Consider the following 16,183-nt stretch of genomic DNA (forward strand, 5'->3'; position numbering starts at 1 on the left):
CGGAGGGCCTGGTGGGTCAGCCGGTGCCCCCGAAGAGGCCGGCGTTCCCGCTTGTGCCACCGGTGCCGTTGGGCGGCGTGGACGGCTCAGGTGTCGCTCCGCCTCCACACAGGGGCGTCGGAGCGTCTACGCCCCGCTGTACAGGCGCTCCAGGTCCACGAGGACCACTTCGCCGCGCTCGGCTGCCGCTTGCAGGTCCGGCGTGAAGCCGACGCCGCTGTAACAGGCGGGGCGGGCGTGGCTGGTGTCGATGCCTCGTGCTGCGAGGAGCCCGAGGACGTGGCGGAGCCGGTCGAGGTGGCGTACGTCCATGACCTTGTTCCACTTCGCCTCGCCGATCGACAGCAGGATGCCGTGATCCTGGCCGACTGCGCCGCGTACGACGACGTCGACTTCGTGGGAGGTCCGTGCGGCAGGATCAGCGACGGTTCCCGAGGTGACATCGATGGGCAGACCGCCGAAGGTGTCGGGTTCGGCGTGCCACGAGACCCATTCGCGGCACAGGTGCTCGAAGTGGGGGCCGACGACCTTGCTCAGAAAGGTGTCCCGGGACTCGGACCAGGCCGAGTTCAGGTCGCGTTCCTCGATCATGAGGCTCTGATTGCGGCGCACCACCGCGTGGTGGAACGTGATCAGGGGTTCGGCGATGCGGTAGGCGCTGCGGTTACCGCGGAAGGCGTCCGCTTCGACGGTGAGCAGTCCGCACCGCTTGAGCACCGTCAACGGCTGGGAGATGTCGGTGGCCTTGCGGCCCACCGCGCTCGCGATGCCCCCGCTGGTGTGGTTGCCGGCCGCGACCGCCGCGAGGACGGAGTGGTAGAGGGCGCGGTCGCGTACGTCCGGTTCGGCGGCCAGTAGGAACTCGGCCTCGGAGTGGATCGGGCGCATGGGGTTGAGGACCGTACGGCACACCCAGTCGTCGAAGTCGTCCAGCCCCTCCGGCACGTCGTTGGCCACGAGCTCCTTCCGGTAGGCCGGGGTTCCGCCGACTACAGCGTGGGTGAGGACGGCGAGGCGTGGGTCGTCGATGTTCCAGAACTTGGCCGCGTCCCTGTAGCCCAGGGAGTGTACGACGAGGTTGAGTCGCGCGCGACCGTACAGAGGTGACGTGCCGGAGAGCAGACCGCCCATGAACGACATCGCGCTGCCGCAGAGGAGGATGCGGGGATGGCGGCGCAGATCGTCGCCGAATCCGGCTCCGATGATCCTCTGAAGGCGGGAGGGGAGGGAGGCGTCGCCCCGGACGAGATAGGGGAACTCGTCGATGACGATCGTGACAGGGCGCTGCGTGGCCAGGTCGAAGAGCAGCTCAAGGGCTTCGGTCCAGTCCTGCGGTATGGGCGGCACGGGAGCGTCGGTGAAACGAGCGATCTCCCTGCCCAGCAGACTGAGTGACTCAGCCCGCGTGGCTTCGACGGCGGCGAAGTAGAAGCCGTTGGTCGCTGCGGTGAGGGCCTTGAGTAGGAAGCTCTTCCCCTGTCTGCGACGTCCGGACACGACCGCGAGGTGCGGCCCCCGATCCTCGTCGGAGGCGAAGGCGGTCAGTTCGCTCCACTCCAGGTCGCGGTCGAAGACGTGAGGCGGCTTCGGGATGTTCCGGTGAGGGCGTCGCGGCATGGGGACCTCGTTTTTTAGCGCGGTTTTAAGAAGTACATCCCTAAGAACGAAAACACACATCGACGGACACGGGCGAGCTTGCTCGCATCGTGGCGCCCCGGGGACCGCGGGCGACGGCTGTACTGGAAGGCGGCCGTCACCGCCTCCACCCCATCCTGATGACGGCCCGGACAACGATCTTCGCTGTCCTCCCCATGGCCCTGAGTGTCACGGGCGGAGGCGGCTTCATCGCCGAGCTCCTGGCGGTGGTGGACTCCGCAAGGGCGCCGGGCGAAGAAGCGAGCGAAGAAGGCGGGCGCCCGCTGGGCGACTTGAGACAACGATCGAGTCGACCTTCGCCACCGTCCGACTGCGTACCAAGGTCACCTGCGGCACTGGCTCCCGCACCGACGCCCTCGCGATGGTCTTCAAGCTCGTCGAGTCCGCCCAGCAGGGGTGGCGGGCCGTGAGCGCACCCCACCTCGTTGCGCTGGAGCCCGCTTCGAACGCGGTCAACTCGTCGAGCGACCCGAGCCCAGCGCGATCTGAACCACCTCAACTGGTCCACAGGAATTGACAATTACTCTCTTGCAGCTCGCCACTGACATGTAGACAAATGTGATCTTGGCGTTCGATGCCTGAACTTCTACGGGGGGATCATGAAAAGACTTCTCTCAACAGCCGCAGCCACGCTCGCACTTGCCGTCGGCGCGGGTCATCAGCACTTCAAGCCCGGCCGCCGCCGCCGAGTCGCCTCCGGGCTGCATCGATGTCGACCAGATCGGCGGTACTGCGTACATAAAGTGGGATGGGCAGACTGTCGCCTCTGTGAAGCAGTACAAGGGGTGCGGCAAGAACTACGCGTATACCTATGCCTGGCAGAGCTTCCGTGACGACTACAGCTCGTGGCAAGTAACCGCCTGGATCAACACGTCGTCAAACCGTCTGGGATTGAGGAATTCGACGGGGTAGGAGGTCTGGTCGCAGGGGACCGACACGCTGGGCGTCTGCACCCGAGCCGGCGGCCAGATCCGGTTCGGTTCTCAATCCCCTTCGGCGTTGACGGATACTCGCTGCTGACCTCGCGGAACCAGCCTCTCCTGGGCGCGGCGTGCCGCGGACTCGTATTGGCAGCGCACGTTCCGCCGCGGCTTCTGAAACGCAAGGATGCCCCCTTCCTCCTGGAAGGGGGCATCCTTGTGGCAGGTCGGCCCTACGGCAACGCCAGCATCCGCTCCAGCGCCAGCTTCGCGAACTGCTCCGTCTCGCGGTCGACCTCGATGCGGTTGACCAGGTTGCCCTCGGCCAGGGACTCCAGCGCCCAGACCAGGTGGGGGAGGTCGATGCGGTTCATGGTCGAGCAGAAGCAGACCGTCTTGTCGAGGAAGACGATCTCCTTGCCCTCGGGTGCGAAACGGTTCGCCAGGCGGCGTACGAGATTCAGCTCCGTGCCGATGGCCCACTTGGAGCCCGACGGAGCCGCCTCCAGGGTCTTGATGATGTGCTCGGTGGAACCGACGTAGTCCGCCGCTGCCACCACCTCGTGCTTGCACTCGGGGTGGACGAGGACGTTCACGCCGGGGATCCGGGCCCGTACGTCCTCGACCGACTCCAGGCTGAAGCGGCCGTGCACCGAGCAGTGGCCGCGCCACAGGATCATCTTGGCGTCGCGCAGCTGCTCTGCGGTCAGGCCGCCGTTCGGCCTGTGCGGGTTGTAGACGACGCAGTCGTCGAGCGACATGCCCATGTCCCGCACCGCGGTGTTCCGCCCCAGGTGCTGGTCCGGCAGGAAGAGGACCTTGTCGCCCTGCTCGAAGGCCCACTCCAGGGCCCGCTTGGCATTGGACGACGTACAGATCGTGCCGCCGTGCTTGCCCGTGAACGCCTTGATGTCCGCGGACGAGTTCATGTACGAGACGGGGACGACCTGCTCGGCTATCCCGGCCTCGGTCAGTACGTCCCAGCACTCGGCGACCTGCTCGGCCGTCGCCATGTCGGCCATGGAGCAGCCGGCGGCGAGGTCGGGGAGGACGACCTTCTGGTCGTCGCCGGTCAGGATGTCCGCCGACTCGGCCATGAAGTGCACGCCGCAGAACACGATGTACTCGGCCTCCGGGCGCGCGGCCGCGTCCCGGGCCAGCTTGAAGGAGTCCCCGGTGACATCCGCGAACTGGATGACCTCGTCGCGCTGGTAGTGGTGGCCGAGCACGAAGACCTTGTCCCCGAGCTTCTCCTTTGCCGCGCGGGCGCGCTCGACCAGGTCCGGGTCGGACGGCGAGGGCAGGTCACCGGGACACTCGACGCCGCGCTCGCTCCTCGGGTCGGCCTCGCGGCCGAGCAGCAGCAGGGCGAGGGGCGTCGGCTGTACGTCGAGCTCCTGGGTCTGGGCGGTGGTCACGAAACACGCACCCTTTCTGTTCTGCGGCTCGCTTGAATCACCTGGAACGATCAAGCAGGACAAGCCTTTTCGTCGAATTGACGTTATCTATCATAACCGCTTCGTGTCAGTTTGACGATGCCCATATTGTCGATGTGACGTGAATCCCGTCTCGTTCCGATTCGGTGAGTGGGCGGTGAGAGGCGGCGGAAGGGCAGGTTGCGAGAAGGCGTACGGCGAGGTGTGTGGTCGGCGTACTGGCCAGGCGTACGTCCTGGGGGTGCCGGGCTTATCCACAGGCCCCGGCGGCTCCGGGCTCGGCTGAGGGGTTGTCCACAGGACATTTTCTGGTGCCGACCGCATGTGCGAGCATGAAGGTGCAAGCGAAAGACACGCCCTCGGCCCGGAATGAATCCGCGGCCCCGCCGGTTGCAATCGTCGGCAAGCAGTCTCCGTACAACCCGGGAGAGAAGCAGATGTCCGTATCGGACGAGACCACCACCGTGAGCGACGGCATCCTCCTGTCGGAAGCCGCCGCGGCCAAGGTCAAGGCCCTGCTCGACCAGGAAGGCCGCGACGACCTGGCGCTGCGCGTCGCCGTTCAGCCCGGCGGCTGCTCCGGCCTGCGGTACCAGCTCTTCTTCGACGAGCGCTCCCTGGACGGCGACGTCGTCAAGGAGTTCGGCGGTGTGAAGGTCGTCACCGACCGTATGAGCGCTCCGTACCTGGGCGGCGCCTCCATCGACTTCGTGGACACGATCGAGAAGCAGGGCTTCACGATCGACAACCCGAACGCGTCGGGTTCCTGCGCCTGCGGCGACTCCTTCAACTGACGCCGGGCCCGGCCTCGTAGGTCCGTCCCAGGACGGCCAGCACAGGCAGTACAGAAGGCCGCGGTCTACGCAGAAAGGCGGCGCCCCCTCCAACGGGGCGCCGCCTTCGCGTGCTGTCGGTCCTGCCCGGCGGGGCCTACTCGGTGACCTTCGGCAGGTCCTTCTCCAGGGGCAGCGCCTTGCCGTCCGTACCCACGACCTTGCGGTCCCCAAGCGGTTCCTTCAGGTCCACGGTCTTGTGGAAGGTCTTCGCGATCATGATGCAGACCTTGTCCTTCCACGGTGTCTCGGTCACCTTGACCGTCACGGTGTCGCCCGTCTCCTCGACCGAGGCCGAGTAGTCGCTGCAGACGCCGCCCGTGAAGCGCACGGTCAGTTTGCTGTCGTCAGCGCTGTAGCCCTCGACCTTGACGTCCTGGCGCTTCGGCGCGGCGCTCGGGTCGCCGCTGGGGTTCTCGGGCTTCGGGGCAGGAGCGGTCAGATAGCTCGGTTCGACCGCCGGATGCGTCACCGTGTAGGTCTGCTCGGCCCCTTCGGTCCGTACCTCGAAGAGCCAGGACGGCACCAGGGCCTGCTGCCCGTCCACGAACTGCGACGCCAGACCGAAGGTGGCCTCCTCGACCACATCAGCGGGCTTGACCTTCAAGGTCGACGGCTCGCACGGGGCGTTCTCCGTCCCCTCCTCCAGGGGGGCCGGGGTGGCGCAGCCGCCGATGCCCACGCGTCCGTCGCCCGCACCGGACCGGTTCAGCAGGTCGAGCGTCTGCTGCGCGTCGAGCACCGGGTACGAGTCGCCCTTCACCGGTGGCTTCAACCGGCCGCTGCCGCCCGCCACTTGACCGTCCGCTCCGATCTGGACACCGGTCGTCCAGCCGTACGTCGGCAGCCCGCCGAACGCCGGCTCGGCGTTCACCACGCGCTTCGTGCCCATGAGCTGGCTCGCGTCGAGCTTCGCGTCGTTCTGGCCGATCGCCTTCAGGACGGGCGCGGCGGCCTTCTTCGCGGCGTCCACGCTCACCGGCTCGGCCTTGGCGTCCTCGGAGGTCGCGTTGCCCTCGCTGTACGTCCAGTTGCCGGGCGCCGTCTTGTTCACCTGAAGGCTCGGTCCCGTACCGACCTCGGCGGCCCCGACCTTCCAGGCCTCGCCCTCCGCCACCGGCTTGCCCGGCACGCCGAGGGCCTTCGCAAGGTCGGCCACCTCGGCGGCCGTGACCTCGCCCTTCGTGCGGTACACGGGCGCGGAGTCGGGGCCCTCGGGGGCCTTGCCCGCGAGGCGGTACTTCGTGCCGTTCGGGTCGGGCTCGCCGGGCGCGACGCCGTTCGGCTCGCCCGAACCGCTCCCGGTGTAGCCGTCCAGGGCGAGCGGCGGCGGCTCGGCCTGGCCTCCCGGCGTACCGGACCCGCCCCGGTCATCCGCGCCACCGCCGTCCGACGCGGTCGTGGCGAAGTACGCCCCGCCGCCCCCGACGAGCAGCACAGCGGCGACGACCGAGGCGGCGACGGCCATGGAACGCCTCCGGCGCGGATGGCCGGTTTCGTCGCGGCCAGCTTTGTTCCGGACGACCTCGTCCGGGGCGGTCTGGTCCGGGCTGGCCTTGGCCGCAGCGGTTTTGTCCGGGGTGGCTTCCTCCCGGACGCTCCCGTCCGGCGCGGCTGCGGCGCGGACGGCTTCGTCCGGGGCGGCCTCGTCCCGCTCGGCCTCGTCTGCTGCCGTTTCGCCGGGCGTGGTCTCGGCGGGGACGGCCTCATCCGTGACGGCTTGGTCCGTGGCGGCCTGCGCCCCCGCCGTCTCGTCTGGCGTGGCCTCGGCCCCGCCGGCTTCGGCTGGGGCAGCCTCTGCCCGGACGGCTTCACCCGGGGCGGCCTCGTCCCGCTCGGCCTCGTCTGCTGCCGTTTCGCCGGGCGTGGTCTCGGCCCGGACGGCCTCGTCCGCGACGGCTTCGTCTGTGGCGGCCTCTGCCCGGACGGCTTCACCCGGGGCGGCGTCCTCCCGGACGGCATCGTCATCGGGTCGCTCGGTGTTCACCGCATCGCTCCTTCTACCGCACCGCGGTCCCATGAGACCCAGCCCTGACAGGGCAGGGCGCAGCAGGGTCGTATCCTGTCTCCCCTTTACGGGGGACAGCCATGGGACGCGGCGGGGGAGCGCTCGGTTCCCTCCGGGAGGGAGGCGGACTGAATGCCGCGATTCGTCAGGGGCTGGTCGCCACCCACTCACGGCTCAGCGCAGTTCCCCGCGGGTGCCTCCGGCGGCTGAGCGAGTGCCGGTTCGTTGTGGTTGCTCGCGCCCACGCGGCGGAGCCGCAGATGTCACAGCCCCGCGCCCCTATCGGGGCGCTCCGCCGGACCCCCGCTGAGGAACCGGCCCTCCACTCGAGCGGGGGCCACCATCGCGGCGGAGCCGCAGATGTCACAGCCCCGCGCCCCTTCAGGGGTGATCAGTCCCCGTAGTCCGACATGGCGTCCAGCAGCCGCGCCGACGTCGGCGGAACCGTTACCCCGTGGATGAGTGACGGGGACACCGGGTGGGGAGTGATCCGGGCGGATGCGGGCCAGTGCGGCACCATCCTGGCGCAGTCGCCGCGCAGCTCCGCGAGGCCGCCGTCGAGGTCGAGAGAGCCCTCGAAGCCGAGCGGAGCGGAGCCGTGGATCTTGAGGTTCGTCATATTGGAACGGTAAGCACCGCAAGGCCTACGGCAAAAGCCCTACTATCGGGTAGTTCTGCCCGCTTCGAAGTCGCGGAGCCGACCCGATAGCGTGAACTGTCAATCTCCCTCCTCGCAGGAGTGTGTCCTAGCCGTGCGTATCGCAGTCACCGGCTCCATCGCCAACGACCACCTGATGACCTTCCCCGGGCGCTTCGCCGACCAGCTGGTGGGCGACCAGCTGCACACGGTCTCGCTCTCGTTCCTGGTCGACTCCCTCGAAGTACGCCGGGGAGGTGTGGGCGCCAACATCGCCTTCGGCATGGGCCAGCTCGGCACCTCGCCGATCCTGGTCGGAGCCGCGGGCGCCGACTTCGACGAGTACCGGGCCTGGCTGGACCGGCACGGGGTCGACACCTCGTCCGTACGCATCTCCGAGGTGCTGCACACCGCCCGCTTCGTCTGCACCACGGACGCCGACCACAACCAGATCGGCTCCTTCTACACCGGCGCCATGAGCGAGGCCCGGCTCATCGAGCTCAAGAAGGTCGCCGACCGCGTCGGCGGGCTCGACCTCGTCCTCATCGGCGCGGACGACCCGGAGGGGATGCTCCGGCACACCGAGGAGTGCCGCACCCGGGGGATCCCCTTCGCGGCCGACTTCTCCCAGCAGATCGCCCGCATGGACGGCGAGGAGATCCGGATACTGCTGGACGGCGCGACGTACCTCTTCTCGAACGAGTACGAGAAGGGGCTCATCGAGTCCAAGACCGGCTGGACCGACGCCGAGATCCTCGCCAAGGTCGGCCACCGTGTGACGACGCTCGGCGCGCGCGGCGTCCGTATCGAGGCCGTCGGTGAGGACACCATCGAGGTCGGCACCGCCGAGGAGACGGCGAAGGTCGACCCGACCGGCGTCGGTGACGCATTCCGCGCGGGCTTCCTCTCGGGCCTGGCCTGGGGCGTCTCGCACGAGCGCGCCGCCCAGGTCGGCTGCATGCTCGCCACGCTGGTCATCGAGACCACGGGCACCCAGGAGTACGAGCTCCGCCGCACCCACTTCATGGACCGCTTCACCAAGGCGTACGGGCATGAGGCGGCGGCGGAGGTCCAGTCCCACCTGGGCTGACGGCCACCTCTATCTACGACGTACGGCGGACCACGTAAGCAGAACCGTGGTCCGCCGGCTCCTCTCCTACGTACTCCTGGCCCCGCATCGCGCACCACGCCGGGATGTCCAGGCGGGCCGCCTCGTCGTCCGAGAGGACGCGGATCGTGCCGCCCAGGGGAACGTCGTCGATGACCTTCGCGAGTTCGATCACCGGGATGGGGCAGCGCCTGCCGAGGGCGTCCACGGTGAGGGTTTCTTCGGCCGCGGACGCCCGCGGCGCGTGGACCGGAGCGCCCAGCTTCTGGCGGACCGCCGAGACCGCAGCAGGGAGGACCTGGAGGAAGCGGTCCACGTCCTGCTCGGGCGTGCCCAGGGGCAACGACACGCGCACGTTGCCCTCCGTCAGCACCCCCATCGCCTTCAGCACATGGCTCGGCGTCAGCGTGCTGCTCGTACAGGACGATCCGGACGACACCGAGAAGCCCTCGCGGTCGAGCTCGTGCAGCAAGGTCTCTCCGTCGACATAGAGACAGGAGAAGGTGAGCAGATGGGGGAGCCGGCGCACCGGGTCGCCCACCACCTCCACGTCCGGGACCAGTTCCGGCACCCGCGCCCGGATCCGGTCCGTCAACTCCCGCAGCCGGGCCGACTCGGCGGCGGCCTCCGCGCGCACAGCACGCAACGACGCCGCCGCGGCGACGATGCCGGGGATGTTCTCGAAGCCGGGAGCGCGCCCCGACTCCCGTTCGTCGACGGGGCCTTGAGCCGCGTACCGCACCCCCTTGCGTACGACGAGCAGCCCGATACCCGACGGCCCGCCCCACTTGTGCGCGCTGCCCGTCAGCACCGACCACTCACCCTCGACCGGCCCCCACGCCAACGACTGCGCCGCGTCGACGAGCAGCGGCACGCCCGCCTCACGGCACGCGGCGGCGACCGCGGCCACCGGCTGCTCCGTACCCACCTCATGGTTGGCCGACTGCAGACAGGCCAGCGCGGTGTCGGGCCGCAGCGCGGCGGCGTACGAGTCCGGGGACACGGCCCCGGTACGCAGTACGGCCACTTCGGTCACCGACCCGCCCTCGCTCCGGTGAACCTCCGCCGCATGCAGCACAGAAGAGTGTTCGACCCCGGACACGATCAGGTGGCGCCCAACGCGCCGACGCCCCGCCAGCGCCCCCGCAATCCCCGAGTGCACGGCCGACGTACCGGACGAGGTGAACACCAACTCGTCAGCCCGACACCCAACAGCCTCGGCAGCAGCCTCCCGAGCCGCATCGAGCAACAGCCGAGCCCGCCGCCCCTCGCGATAAAGCCGAGCAGGATCGGCCCATCCTTCATCGAGCGCGGCGACTAGGGCCTGCCGAGCAACAGGATGGAGAGGAGCACTGGAAGCAACGTCAAAGTAGGCCACACAGCAACGCTAAAACTTCCAGCAGGGCAGCGCCCCGACAGGGGCGCGGGGAACTGCGCGAGAAACCACAGACAACTCGCACTCGCCACACAAATCCGCACGATCGAGCTACTAGGCGCCCCAAACTCCGCCGGTTGAAAGCGATCCCAAGGGCGCCCAACCCGTCGGCGTGACCCGCGGAGCGACTCGCGGCACGGAGGGGCCCCCTCCCCGCGAACCCCCGGAGGGCGTCGGCTAGGGTTTGGTCCGCATAAACATCCAAACCCCTGCCCGTCGCAGGGCGGCGACCGACCACCGAGAAGGCCGCAGCCAATCACGCGCGGGCGAGACTCTCGGGAAGGCGCTACGTGAGTCCCAACGGCTCCGACCTCCCCCACGCCCCGGGGGGCGCGGGCGGTACCCCCACGCCGCGGCGCCCGCTCCGGCGGAAGCTGCTGCAGGCACTGACTGTGGGCCTGGTCCTGGCGACAGCCTCCGGCTGCTCGTACAACTGGGAAGACTTCCCCCGCCTTGGTATGCCGACCCCGACCACGGAAGAGGCTCCGCGGATCCTCTCCCTGTGGCAGGGCTCCTGGGCTGCCGCGCTCGCTACCGGCGTGCTGGTGTGGGGTCTGATCCTGTGGAGCACCATCTTCCACCGGCGCAGCCGCACCAAGGTCGAGGTTCCCCCGCAGACCCGGTACAACATGCCCATCGAGGCGCTGTACACGGTGGTCCCGCTCGTCATCGTCTCGGTGCTGTTCTACTTCACCGCCCGCGACGAGTCGGAGCTCCTCGACACCTCCAAGAAGCCCGATGTGACGATCAACGTCGTGGGCTATCAGTGGAGCTGGGGCTTCAACTACATCGAGAACGTCGAAGGTTCGAACGGCGACGCGAAGACCGACGAGAACCTGGACGCGATTCCGAAACGGTTCAAGAACGACTTCCCGGCGAACGCCGGCGGCGTCTACGACGTCGGCACGCCCGGCTCGGAGAACCCGCAGACGAACAACCCCGGCCCGACCCTCTGGCTCCCCAAGGGCAAGACGGTCCGCTTCGTCCTCACCTCGCGTGACGTCATCCACTCCTTCTGGGTGGTGCCGTTCCTGATGAAGCAGGACGTCATCCCGGGCCACACCAACGCCTTCCAGGTGACCCCCAACAAGGAGGGCACCTTCCTCGGCAAGTGCGCCGAACTGTGCGGCGTCGACCACTCCCGGATGCTCTTCAACGTGAAGGTCGTCTCCGAAGAGCGCTACGAGCAGCACCTCAAGGAGCTCGCGGAGAAGGGCCAGACCGGTTACGTCCCGGCCGGTATCGAGCAGACGGACCACGAGAAGAACCGGGAGACGAACCAACTGTGAGCATCCTCAACGAACCTCAGGGTGCCGCGCCGGAAGACACGTACCAGAACGAGGTCCCGGTACGGCGGAAGCAGCCCGGCAACGTCGTCGTCAAGTGGCTCACCACCACGGACCACAAGACGATCGGCACGCTCTATCTGGTCACGTCGTTCGCGTTCTTCGTCATCGGCGGCGTGATGGCGCTGCTGATGCGCGCCGAGCTGGCCCGCCCCGGCAGCCAGATCATGTCGAACGAGCAGTTCAACCAGGCGTTCACGATGCACGGCACGATCATGCTGCTGATGTTCGCGACGCCGCTGTTCGCCGGTTTCACGAACTGGATCATGCCGCTGCAGATCGGCGCCCCCGATGTGGCGTTCCCGCGGCTGAACATGTTCGCCTACTGGCTGTACCTGTTCGGCTCGCTGATCGCGGTGGGCGGTTTCCTCACCCCGCAGGGCGCCGCCGACTTCGGCTGGTTCGCCTACTCGCCGCTGTCCGACGCGGTCCGCTCGCCGGGCATCGGCGCCGACATGTGGATCATGGGCCTGGCGTTCTCCGGCTTCGGCACCATCCTCGGCGCGGTCAACTTCATCACCACCATCATCTGCATGCGCGCCCCGGGCATGACCATGTTCCGCATGCCGATCTTCGTGTGGAACGTGCTGCTCACCGCCGTGCTGGTGCTGCTGGCCTTCCCGGTGCTGGCCGCCGCGCTGTTCGCCCTTGAGGCGGACCGAAAGTTCGGCGCCCATATCTTCGACGCGTCCAACGGCGGCGCGTTGTTGTGGCAACACCTGTTCTGGTTCTTCGGGCATCCAGAGGTGTACATCATCGCCCTGCCGTTCTTCGGCATCATCTCCGAGGTCATCCCGGTCTTCTCCCGCAAGCCGATGTTCGGCTACATGGGCCTGATCGGCGCGACCATCGCGATCGCCGGCCTGTCGGTCACCGTGTGGGCGCACCACATGTACGTCACCGGCGGCGTGTTGTTGCCGTTCTTCTCCTTCATGACGTTCCTGATCGCCGTGCCGACGGGCGTGAAGTTCTTCAACTGGATCGGAACGATGTGGAAGGGGTCACTGAGTTTCGAGACCCCGATGCTGTGGGCCACCGGCTTCCTGATCACCTTCACCTTCGGTGGTCTGACCGGTGTCATCCTGGCCTCGCCGCCGATGGACTTCCACGTCTCGGACTCGTACTTCGTGGTGGCGCACTTCCACTACGTGGTGTTCGGCACCGTGGTGTTCGCGATGTTCTCCGGCTTCCACTTCTGGTGGCCGAAGATGACCGGCAAGATGCTCGACGAACGCCTCGGGAAGATCACCTTCTGGACGCTGTTCATCGGCTTCCACGGCACGTTCCTCGTCCAGCACTGGCTGGGTGCCGAGGGCATGCCACGGCGGTACGCGGACTACCTGGCGGCCGACGGCTTCACCGCGCTGAACACGATCTCGACGATCAGCTCCTTCGTGCTCGGCCTGTCGATCCTGCCGTTCTTCTACAACGTGTGGAAGACCGCCAAGTACGGCAAGAAGGTCGAAGTCGACGACCCGTGGGGCTACGGCCGCTCCCTGGAGTGGGCCACGTCCTGCCCGCCGCCGCGGCACAACTTCCTCACCCTGCCGCGGATCCGCAGTGAATCCCCGGCGTTCGACCTGCACCACCCGGAGATCGCCGCCATCGACCAGCTCGAGAACGTCGGTCCCGCCGAGAAGTCCCTCGCTGGTGGCAAGGAGGCCGGCAAGTGAAGATCCAGGGCAAGATGTTCATCTGGCTGGCCGTCTTCATCCTCGTCATGGCGATCGTCTATGGCTACTGGTCGAAGGAGCCGGCCGGCACCACGGCGCTCTTCCTGGGCTTCGGCCTGAGCATCATGATCGGCTACTACCTGGCCTTCACGGCCCGGCGGGTCGACGTGGGCGCCCAGGACAACAAGGAGGCCGACGTCGCGGACGACGCCGGTGAGATCGGCTTCTTCAGCCCGCACAGCTGGCAGCCGCTCTCCCTCGGCATCGGCGGCGCGCTCGCCTTCATGGGTGTCGTCTTCGGCTGGTGGCTGCTGTACTTCTCGGTGCCGATCATCATGATCGGCCTGTGGGGCTGGGTCTTCGAGTACTACCACGGCGAGAACCGCACCCAGTAACACGCGCTCGGCGCTCTGGAGCCCGGACACTCCGTCACGGAGGGTCCGGGCTCCCTCGTTTGCCGGACAACACGTCCCTCACACGGGCCACCCGCCGCGCCACCGCGGTCATACGTTCCTACGTTGAACGCATGAGCCTCTCACCGCGAAACCGCACGGTAGCCAGCTGCACCGTGCTGCTGGTCACCCTGGGCGCGGGCGTCACGGCCTGCACCTCCGACGGCCACCCGCTCTCGGCCAGTCCGTACGACGCCACGGACCAGGTCTCCTTCAACGCCCCGGTAGGCGACGGCAAGAAGGCCAACCCGGACAAGCCCCTGGAGATCACCGCCGAGGACTCCGGCGGACGCATCACCGACGTGACGGCCACGGACGCCACCGGGCGGTACGTGGCGGGCGAACTCTCCGCGGACGGCTCCCGCTGGCACAGCACCTCACCACTGGCCGCGAACGCCCGCTACACGGTGCGGGTGAGCACGGAGAACGGCGACGGGGCACCCGGCCGCAAGGTCCTCACCTTCGACACCGGCAGGCCCACCACGAAGAAGCGGTTGGGTGTCAAGTTCGGCCCCCAAGCGGGTACGTACGGCGTCGGCCAGCCTGTCACGGCCGAACTCAGCGCGCCCCTCAAGGACAAGGCGGCCCGCAAGGTCGTCGAGCGCGCCCTCAAGGTGGTCTCACAGCCCGCCGTGCAGGGCGCCTGGCACTGGGTGGACCACAAGACCCTGCACTACCGCCCCAAGGAGTACTGGCCCGCCCACGCCACGATCCGCGCGTCCAGCAACCTCGACGGCATAAAGATCGCCGAACGGCTCTGGGGCGGCAAGACCAAGCCGCTGAAGCTCACCACGGGCGACCGCGTCGAGGCCGTCACGGACGCCGCCGCGCACTCGATGTCGGTCTACCGGAACGGCAAGGAGATCAAGCAGATCCCCGTCACCACCGGCAAGCCGGGCTTCGAGACCCGCAACGGCGTCAAGGTCGTACTCGGCAAGGAGTACTTCGTACGGATGCGCGGCACCAGCATCGGCATCGCCGAGGGCAGCTCGGAGAACTACGACCTGCCCGTGTACTACGCCACCCGCGTCACCTGGAGCGGCGAGTACGTCCACGCCGCCCCCTGGTCCACCGGCTCCCAGGGCTCCGCCAACGTCAGCCACGGCTGCACCGGCATGAGCACCGAGAACGCCGCCTGGTTCTTCAAGACGGTCCGCCCCGGCGACCTCGTCAAGGTCCTCAACTCAAACGGCGAGATGATGCCCGCCTTCGGCAACGGCCACGGCGAATGGAACCTCGATTGGCAGAACTGGCAAAAGGGCAGCGCGCTGGTAGAGGGCCCAAGCCCAGAGGAGAGGGCACGCTTGAGCCCGGTATCGGCGTAAGCGCCCCGAAGGGGCGCGGGGCTGTGTCGATTTGCGGCTCCGCCGCGTGGGCGCGATCAACCGCAACGGACCGGCGGTCGCCAAACCACCTGTCGAACCGAGCTCTCAGGCGCTAAGGGCCTTCTGCCTCAGCAGGGAAGCCAACGCCGACGCGAAGTCAACAGGCTCAACCGGCAGGATCGCCGTGGCATCCGCCCGAGACCACGTGGCCAGCCACGCATCCTGAGGCCGCCCGATCAGCAAAAGCACAGGCGGACAGTTGAACACTTCGTCCTTGATCTGCCGGCACATCCCCATGCCACCCATCGGCACGGCCTCCCCGTCCAGCACGCACACATCGATCCCACCCCGGTCCAGCTCCTTCAGAACCGCCGCAGGAGTAGCGCACTCGATGAACTCGACCTGAGGAACATCAGTCGCCGGCCGACGCCCCGTGGCGAGCCGCACCTGCTCCCGCGTGTTGGAGTCGTCGCTGTAGACCAGCACCGTGGCGGTCGCCTGCATTGTTCCTCCGTGACTTCGGGACTCGCGTCGTAAGGACGTCGTACGGACGTAGGTCAAACGGCCATAGGCCATACGGGCAGGCATGGCCCGATGCGCGGATGCTACTCCCTCGACCACCTGATCCACACCGGTCCGTACCCCCTTCCCTGACCCATCCGAGCAGCGCACAGCGGACAGACACTCCGAACGGCACCCCCCGGAGTGAGGGCGGGATAAGCGACCGACATAATGTCGGTCGTGGCGACAGCAACGACAGTAGATACCGGGCACGCGCACCCGTCGGTCAATCGGCCGAACCTCACCAGCGTCGGAACCATCATCTGGCTGAGTTCCGAGCTGATGTTCTTCGCGGCCCTCTTCGCGATGTACTTCACCCTGCGATCGGTGACCGGTCCCGAGTTCTGGTCGGAGAAGGCCGACCTCCTCAACTTCCCGTTCTCGGCGGCCAACACCACGATCCTGGTGCTCTCCTCCCTCACCTGCCAGCTCGGCGTGTTCGCGGCCGAGCGCGGGGACGTGAAGAAGCTCCGGATGTGGTTCATCGTCACCTTCATCATGGGTGCGATCTTCATCGGCGGTCAGGTCCTCGAGTACACGGAGCTGGTCAAGCACGAGGGCCTCTCGCTCTCGTCAGACCCGTACGGCTCGGTGTTCTACCTGACCACCGGCTTCCACGGCCTGCACGTGACGGGTGGTCTCATCGCCTTCCTGCTGGTCCTGGGGCGTACGTACGCGGCCCACAGGTTCACGCACGAGCAGGCGACCGCCGCCATCGTCGTGTCCTACTACTGGCACTTCGTCGATGTCGTCTGGATCGGCCTCTTCGCCACGATCTACATGATCAAGTAAC

At 67.8% G+C, this 16,183-nt stretch carries 13 protein-coding genes and 2 pseudogenes; 9 read left to right on the forward strand and 6 right to left on the reverse strand.

The genetic code is table 11. From position 1 onward, the window contains the following. Nucleotides 1-126 precede the first annotated feature (126 nt). Complete coding sequence (locus OHT21_RS34660; protein ID WP_328772205.1) at nucleotides 127-1,617, reverse strand: AAA family ATPase; 1,491 nt, start codon at nucleotides 1,615-1,617, stop codon at nucleotides 127-129. A 116-nt stretch (nucleotides 1,618-1,733) separates the two neighbouring features. On the opposite strand from OHT21_RS34660, the pseudogene OHT21_RS44840 reads away from it, so the two are divergent. Further along, nucleotides 1,734-1,868 (forward strand): annotated as a pseudogene (locus OHT21_RS44840) (efflux RND transporter permease subunit); the annotation flags it as partial. Nucleotides 1,869-1,924: 56 nt separating this feature from the next. Beyond that, nucleotides 1,925-2,145, forward strand: a pseudogene (locus OHT21_RS34665) (IS256 family transposase); the annotation flags it as partial. A 664-nt stretch (nucleotides 2,146-2,809) separates the two neighbouring features. On the opposite strand, the gene nadA reads toward OHT21_RS34665, so the two are convergent. Continuing rightward, nucleotides 2,810-3,994, reverse strand: coding sequence for a quinolinate synthase NadA (gene nadA, locus OHT21_RS34670; RefSeq protein ID WP_328772206.1), 1,185 nt, complete (start codon nucleotides 3,992-3,994; stop codon nucleotides 2,810-2,812). A 455-nt stretch (nucleotides 3,995-4,449) separates the two neighbouring features. Here nadA and OHT21_RS34675 point away from each other — a divergent pair, with 455 nt between their 5' ends. Continuing rightward, nucleotides 4,450-4,806 (forward strand): HesB/IscA family protein, encoded by a 357-nt coding sequence (locus OHT21_RS34675; protein WP_328772207.1) that lies wholly within the window; start codon nucleotides 4,450-4,452, stop codon nucleotides 4,804-4,806. Between the two features lie 136 nt (nucleotides 4,807-4,942). On the opposite strand, the gene OHT21_RS34680 is transcribed toward OHT21_RS34675, so the two are convergent. Together OHT21_RS34680 and OHT21_RS34685 are read right to left on the reverse strand one after the other, a co-directional pair. Then, the gene (locus OHT21_RS34680) at nucleotides 4,943-6,832 is read right to left on the reverse strand and encodes a hypothetical protein (protein WP_328772208.1); all 1,890 of its coding nucleotides are present in this window, start codon (nucleotides 6,830-6,832) and stop codon (nucleotides 4,943-4,945) included. 412 nt (nucleotides 6,833-7,244) lie between these two features. Further along, nucleotides 7,245-7,472: a hypothetical protein gene (locus OHT21_RS34685; RefSeq protein ID WP_328772209.1), complete on the reverse strand. Its 228-nt coding sequence runs from the start codon at nucleotides 7,470-7,472 to the stop codon at nucleotides 7,245-7,247. A 133-nt stretch (nucleotides 7,473-7,605) separates the two neighbouring features. Between OHT21_RS34685 and OHT21_RS34690 the strand changes: the two genes are divergently transcribed. Continuing rightward, nucleotides 7,606-8,580, forward strand: coding sequence for a carbohydrate kinase family protein (locus OHT21_RS34690; RefSeq protein WP_328772210.1), 975 nt, complete (start codon nucleotides 7,606-7,608; stop codon nucleotides 8,578-8,580). A 13-nt stretch (nucleotides 8,581-8,593) separates the two neighbouring features. Here the strand turns inward: OHT21_RS34690 and OHT21_RS34695 are convergent, their stop codons facing one another. Continuing rightward, on the reverse strand, nucleotides 8,594-9,976 hold the full coding sequence (locus tag OHT21_RS34695) for a cysteine desulfurase/sulfurtransferase TusA family protein (protein ID WP_328772211.1): 1,383 nt from the start codon (nucleotides 9,974-9,976) through the stop codon (nucleotides 8,594-8,596). Nucleotides 9,977-10,323: 347 nt separating this feature from the next. On the opposite strand from OHT21_RS34695, the gene ctaC reads away from it, so the two are divergent. The 4 genes from ctaC to OHT21_RS34715 all read left to right on the forward strand — a co-directional run bounded on the left by ctaC (nucleotide 10,324) and on the right by OHT21_RS34715 (nucleotide 14,829). Beyond that, nucleotides 10,324-11,322, forward strand: a complete 999-nt coding sequence (gene ctaC, locus OHT21_RS34700) for an aa3-type cytochrome oxidase subunit II (protein WP_328772212.1) — start codon at nucleotides 10,324-10,326, stop codon at nucleotides 11,320-11,322. Continuing rightward, on the forward strand, nucleotides 11,319-13,052 hold the full coding sequence (ctaD, locus tag OHT21_RS34705; RefSeq protein ID WP_328772213.1) for an aa3-type cytochrome oxidase subunit I: 1,734 nt from the start codon (nucleotides 11,319-11,321) through the stop codon (nucleotides 13,050-13,052). The genes ctaC and ctaD overlap by 4 nt, the downstream gene beginning before the upstream one ends. Continuing rightward, nucleotides 13,049-13,447: a cytochrome c oxidase subunit 4 gene (locus OHT21_RS34710; protein WP_165340779.1), complete on the forward strand. Its 399-nt coding sequence runs from the start codon at nucleotides 13,049-13,051 to the stop codon at nucleotides 13,445-13,447. Before ctaD ends, OHT21_RS34710 begins: the two co-directional genes overlap by 4 nt. A 131-nt stretch (nucleotides 13,448-13,578) precedes the next feature. Continuing rightward, the gene (locus OHT21_RS34715) at nucleotides 13,579-14,829 is read left to right on the forward strand and encodes a L,D-transpeptidase (protein ID WP_328772214.1); all 1,251 of its coding nucleotides are present in this window, start codon (nucleotides 13,579-13,581) and stop codon (nucleotides 14,827-14,829) included. A 105-nt stretch (nucleotides 14,830-14,934) separates the two neighbouring features. Here OHT21_RS34715 and OHT21_RS34720 read toward each other — a convergent pair whose 3' ends face one another. Next, nucleotides 14,935-15,333 (reverse strand): hypothetical protein, encoded by a 399-nt coding sequence (locus OHT21_RS34720; RefSeq protein WP_328772215.1) that lies wholly within the window; start codon nucleotides 15,331-15,333, stop codon nucleotides 14,935-14,937. 228 nt (nucleotides 15,334-15,561) lie between these two features. On the opposite strand from OHT21_RS34720, the gene ctaE reads away from it, so the two are divergent. Then, the gene (gene ctaE / locus OHT21_RS34725) at nucleotides 15,562-16,182 is read left to right on the forward strand and encodes an aa3-type cytochrome oxidase subunit III (RefSeq protein ID WP_328772216.1); all 621 of its coding nucleotides are present in this window, start codon (nucleotides 15,562-15,564) and stop codon (nucleotides 16,180-16,182) included. The last annotated feature ends 1 nt before the right edge of the window (nucleotide 16,183 follow it).

The sequence above is a fragment of the Streptomyces sp. NBC_00286 genome (genome assembly GCF_036173125.1).
GTDB lineage: Bacteria > Actinomycetota > Actinomycetes > Streptomycetales > Streptomycetaceae > Streptomyces.

Coding starts and splice junctions, on each gene's coding strand:
- OHT21_RS34685 (WP_328772209.1), bottom strand. CDS start 7,472: ATGACGAACCTCAAGATCCACGGCTCCGCTCCGCTCGGCTTCGAGGGC.
- OHT21_RS34715 (WP_328772214.1), top strand. CDS start 13,579: ATGAGCCTCTCACCGCGAAACCGCACGGTAGCCAGCTGCACCGTGCTG.
- OHT21_RS34675 (WP_328772207.1), top strand. CDS start 4,450: ATGTCCGTATCGGACGAGACCACCACCGTGAGCGACGGCATCCTCCTG.
- ctaE (WP_328772216.1), top strand. CDS start 15,562: ATGTCGGTCGTGGCGACAGCAACGACAGTAGATACCGGGCACGCGCAC.
- OHT21_RS34660 (WP_328772205.1), bottom strand. CDS start 1,617: ATGCCGCGACGCCCTCACCGGAACATCCCGAAGCCGCCTCACGTCTTC.
- OHT21_RS34720 (WP_328772215.1), bottom strand. CDS start 15,333: ATGCAGGCGACCGCCACGGTGCTGGTCTACAGCGACGACTCCAACACG.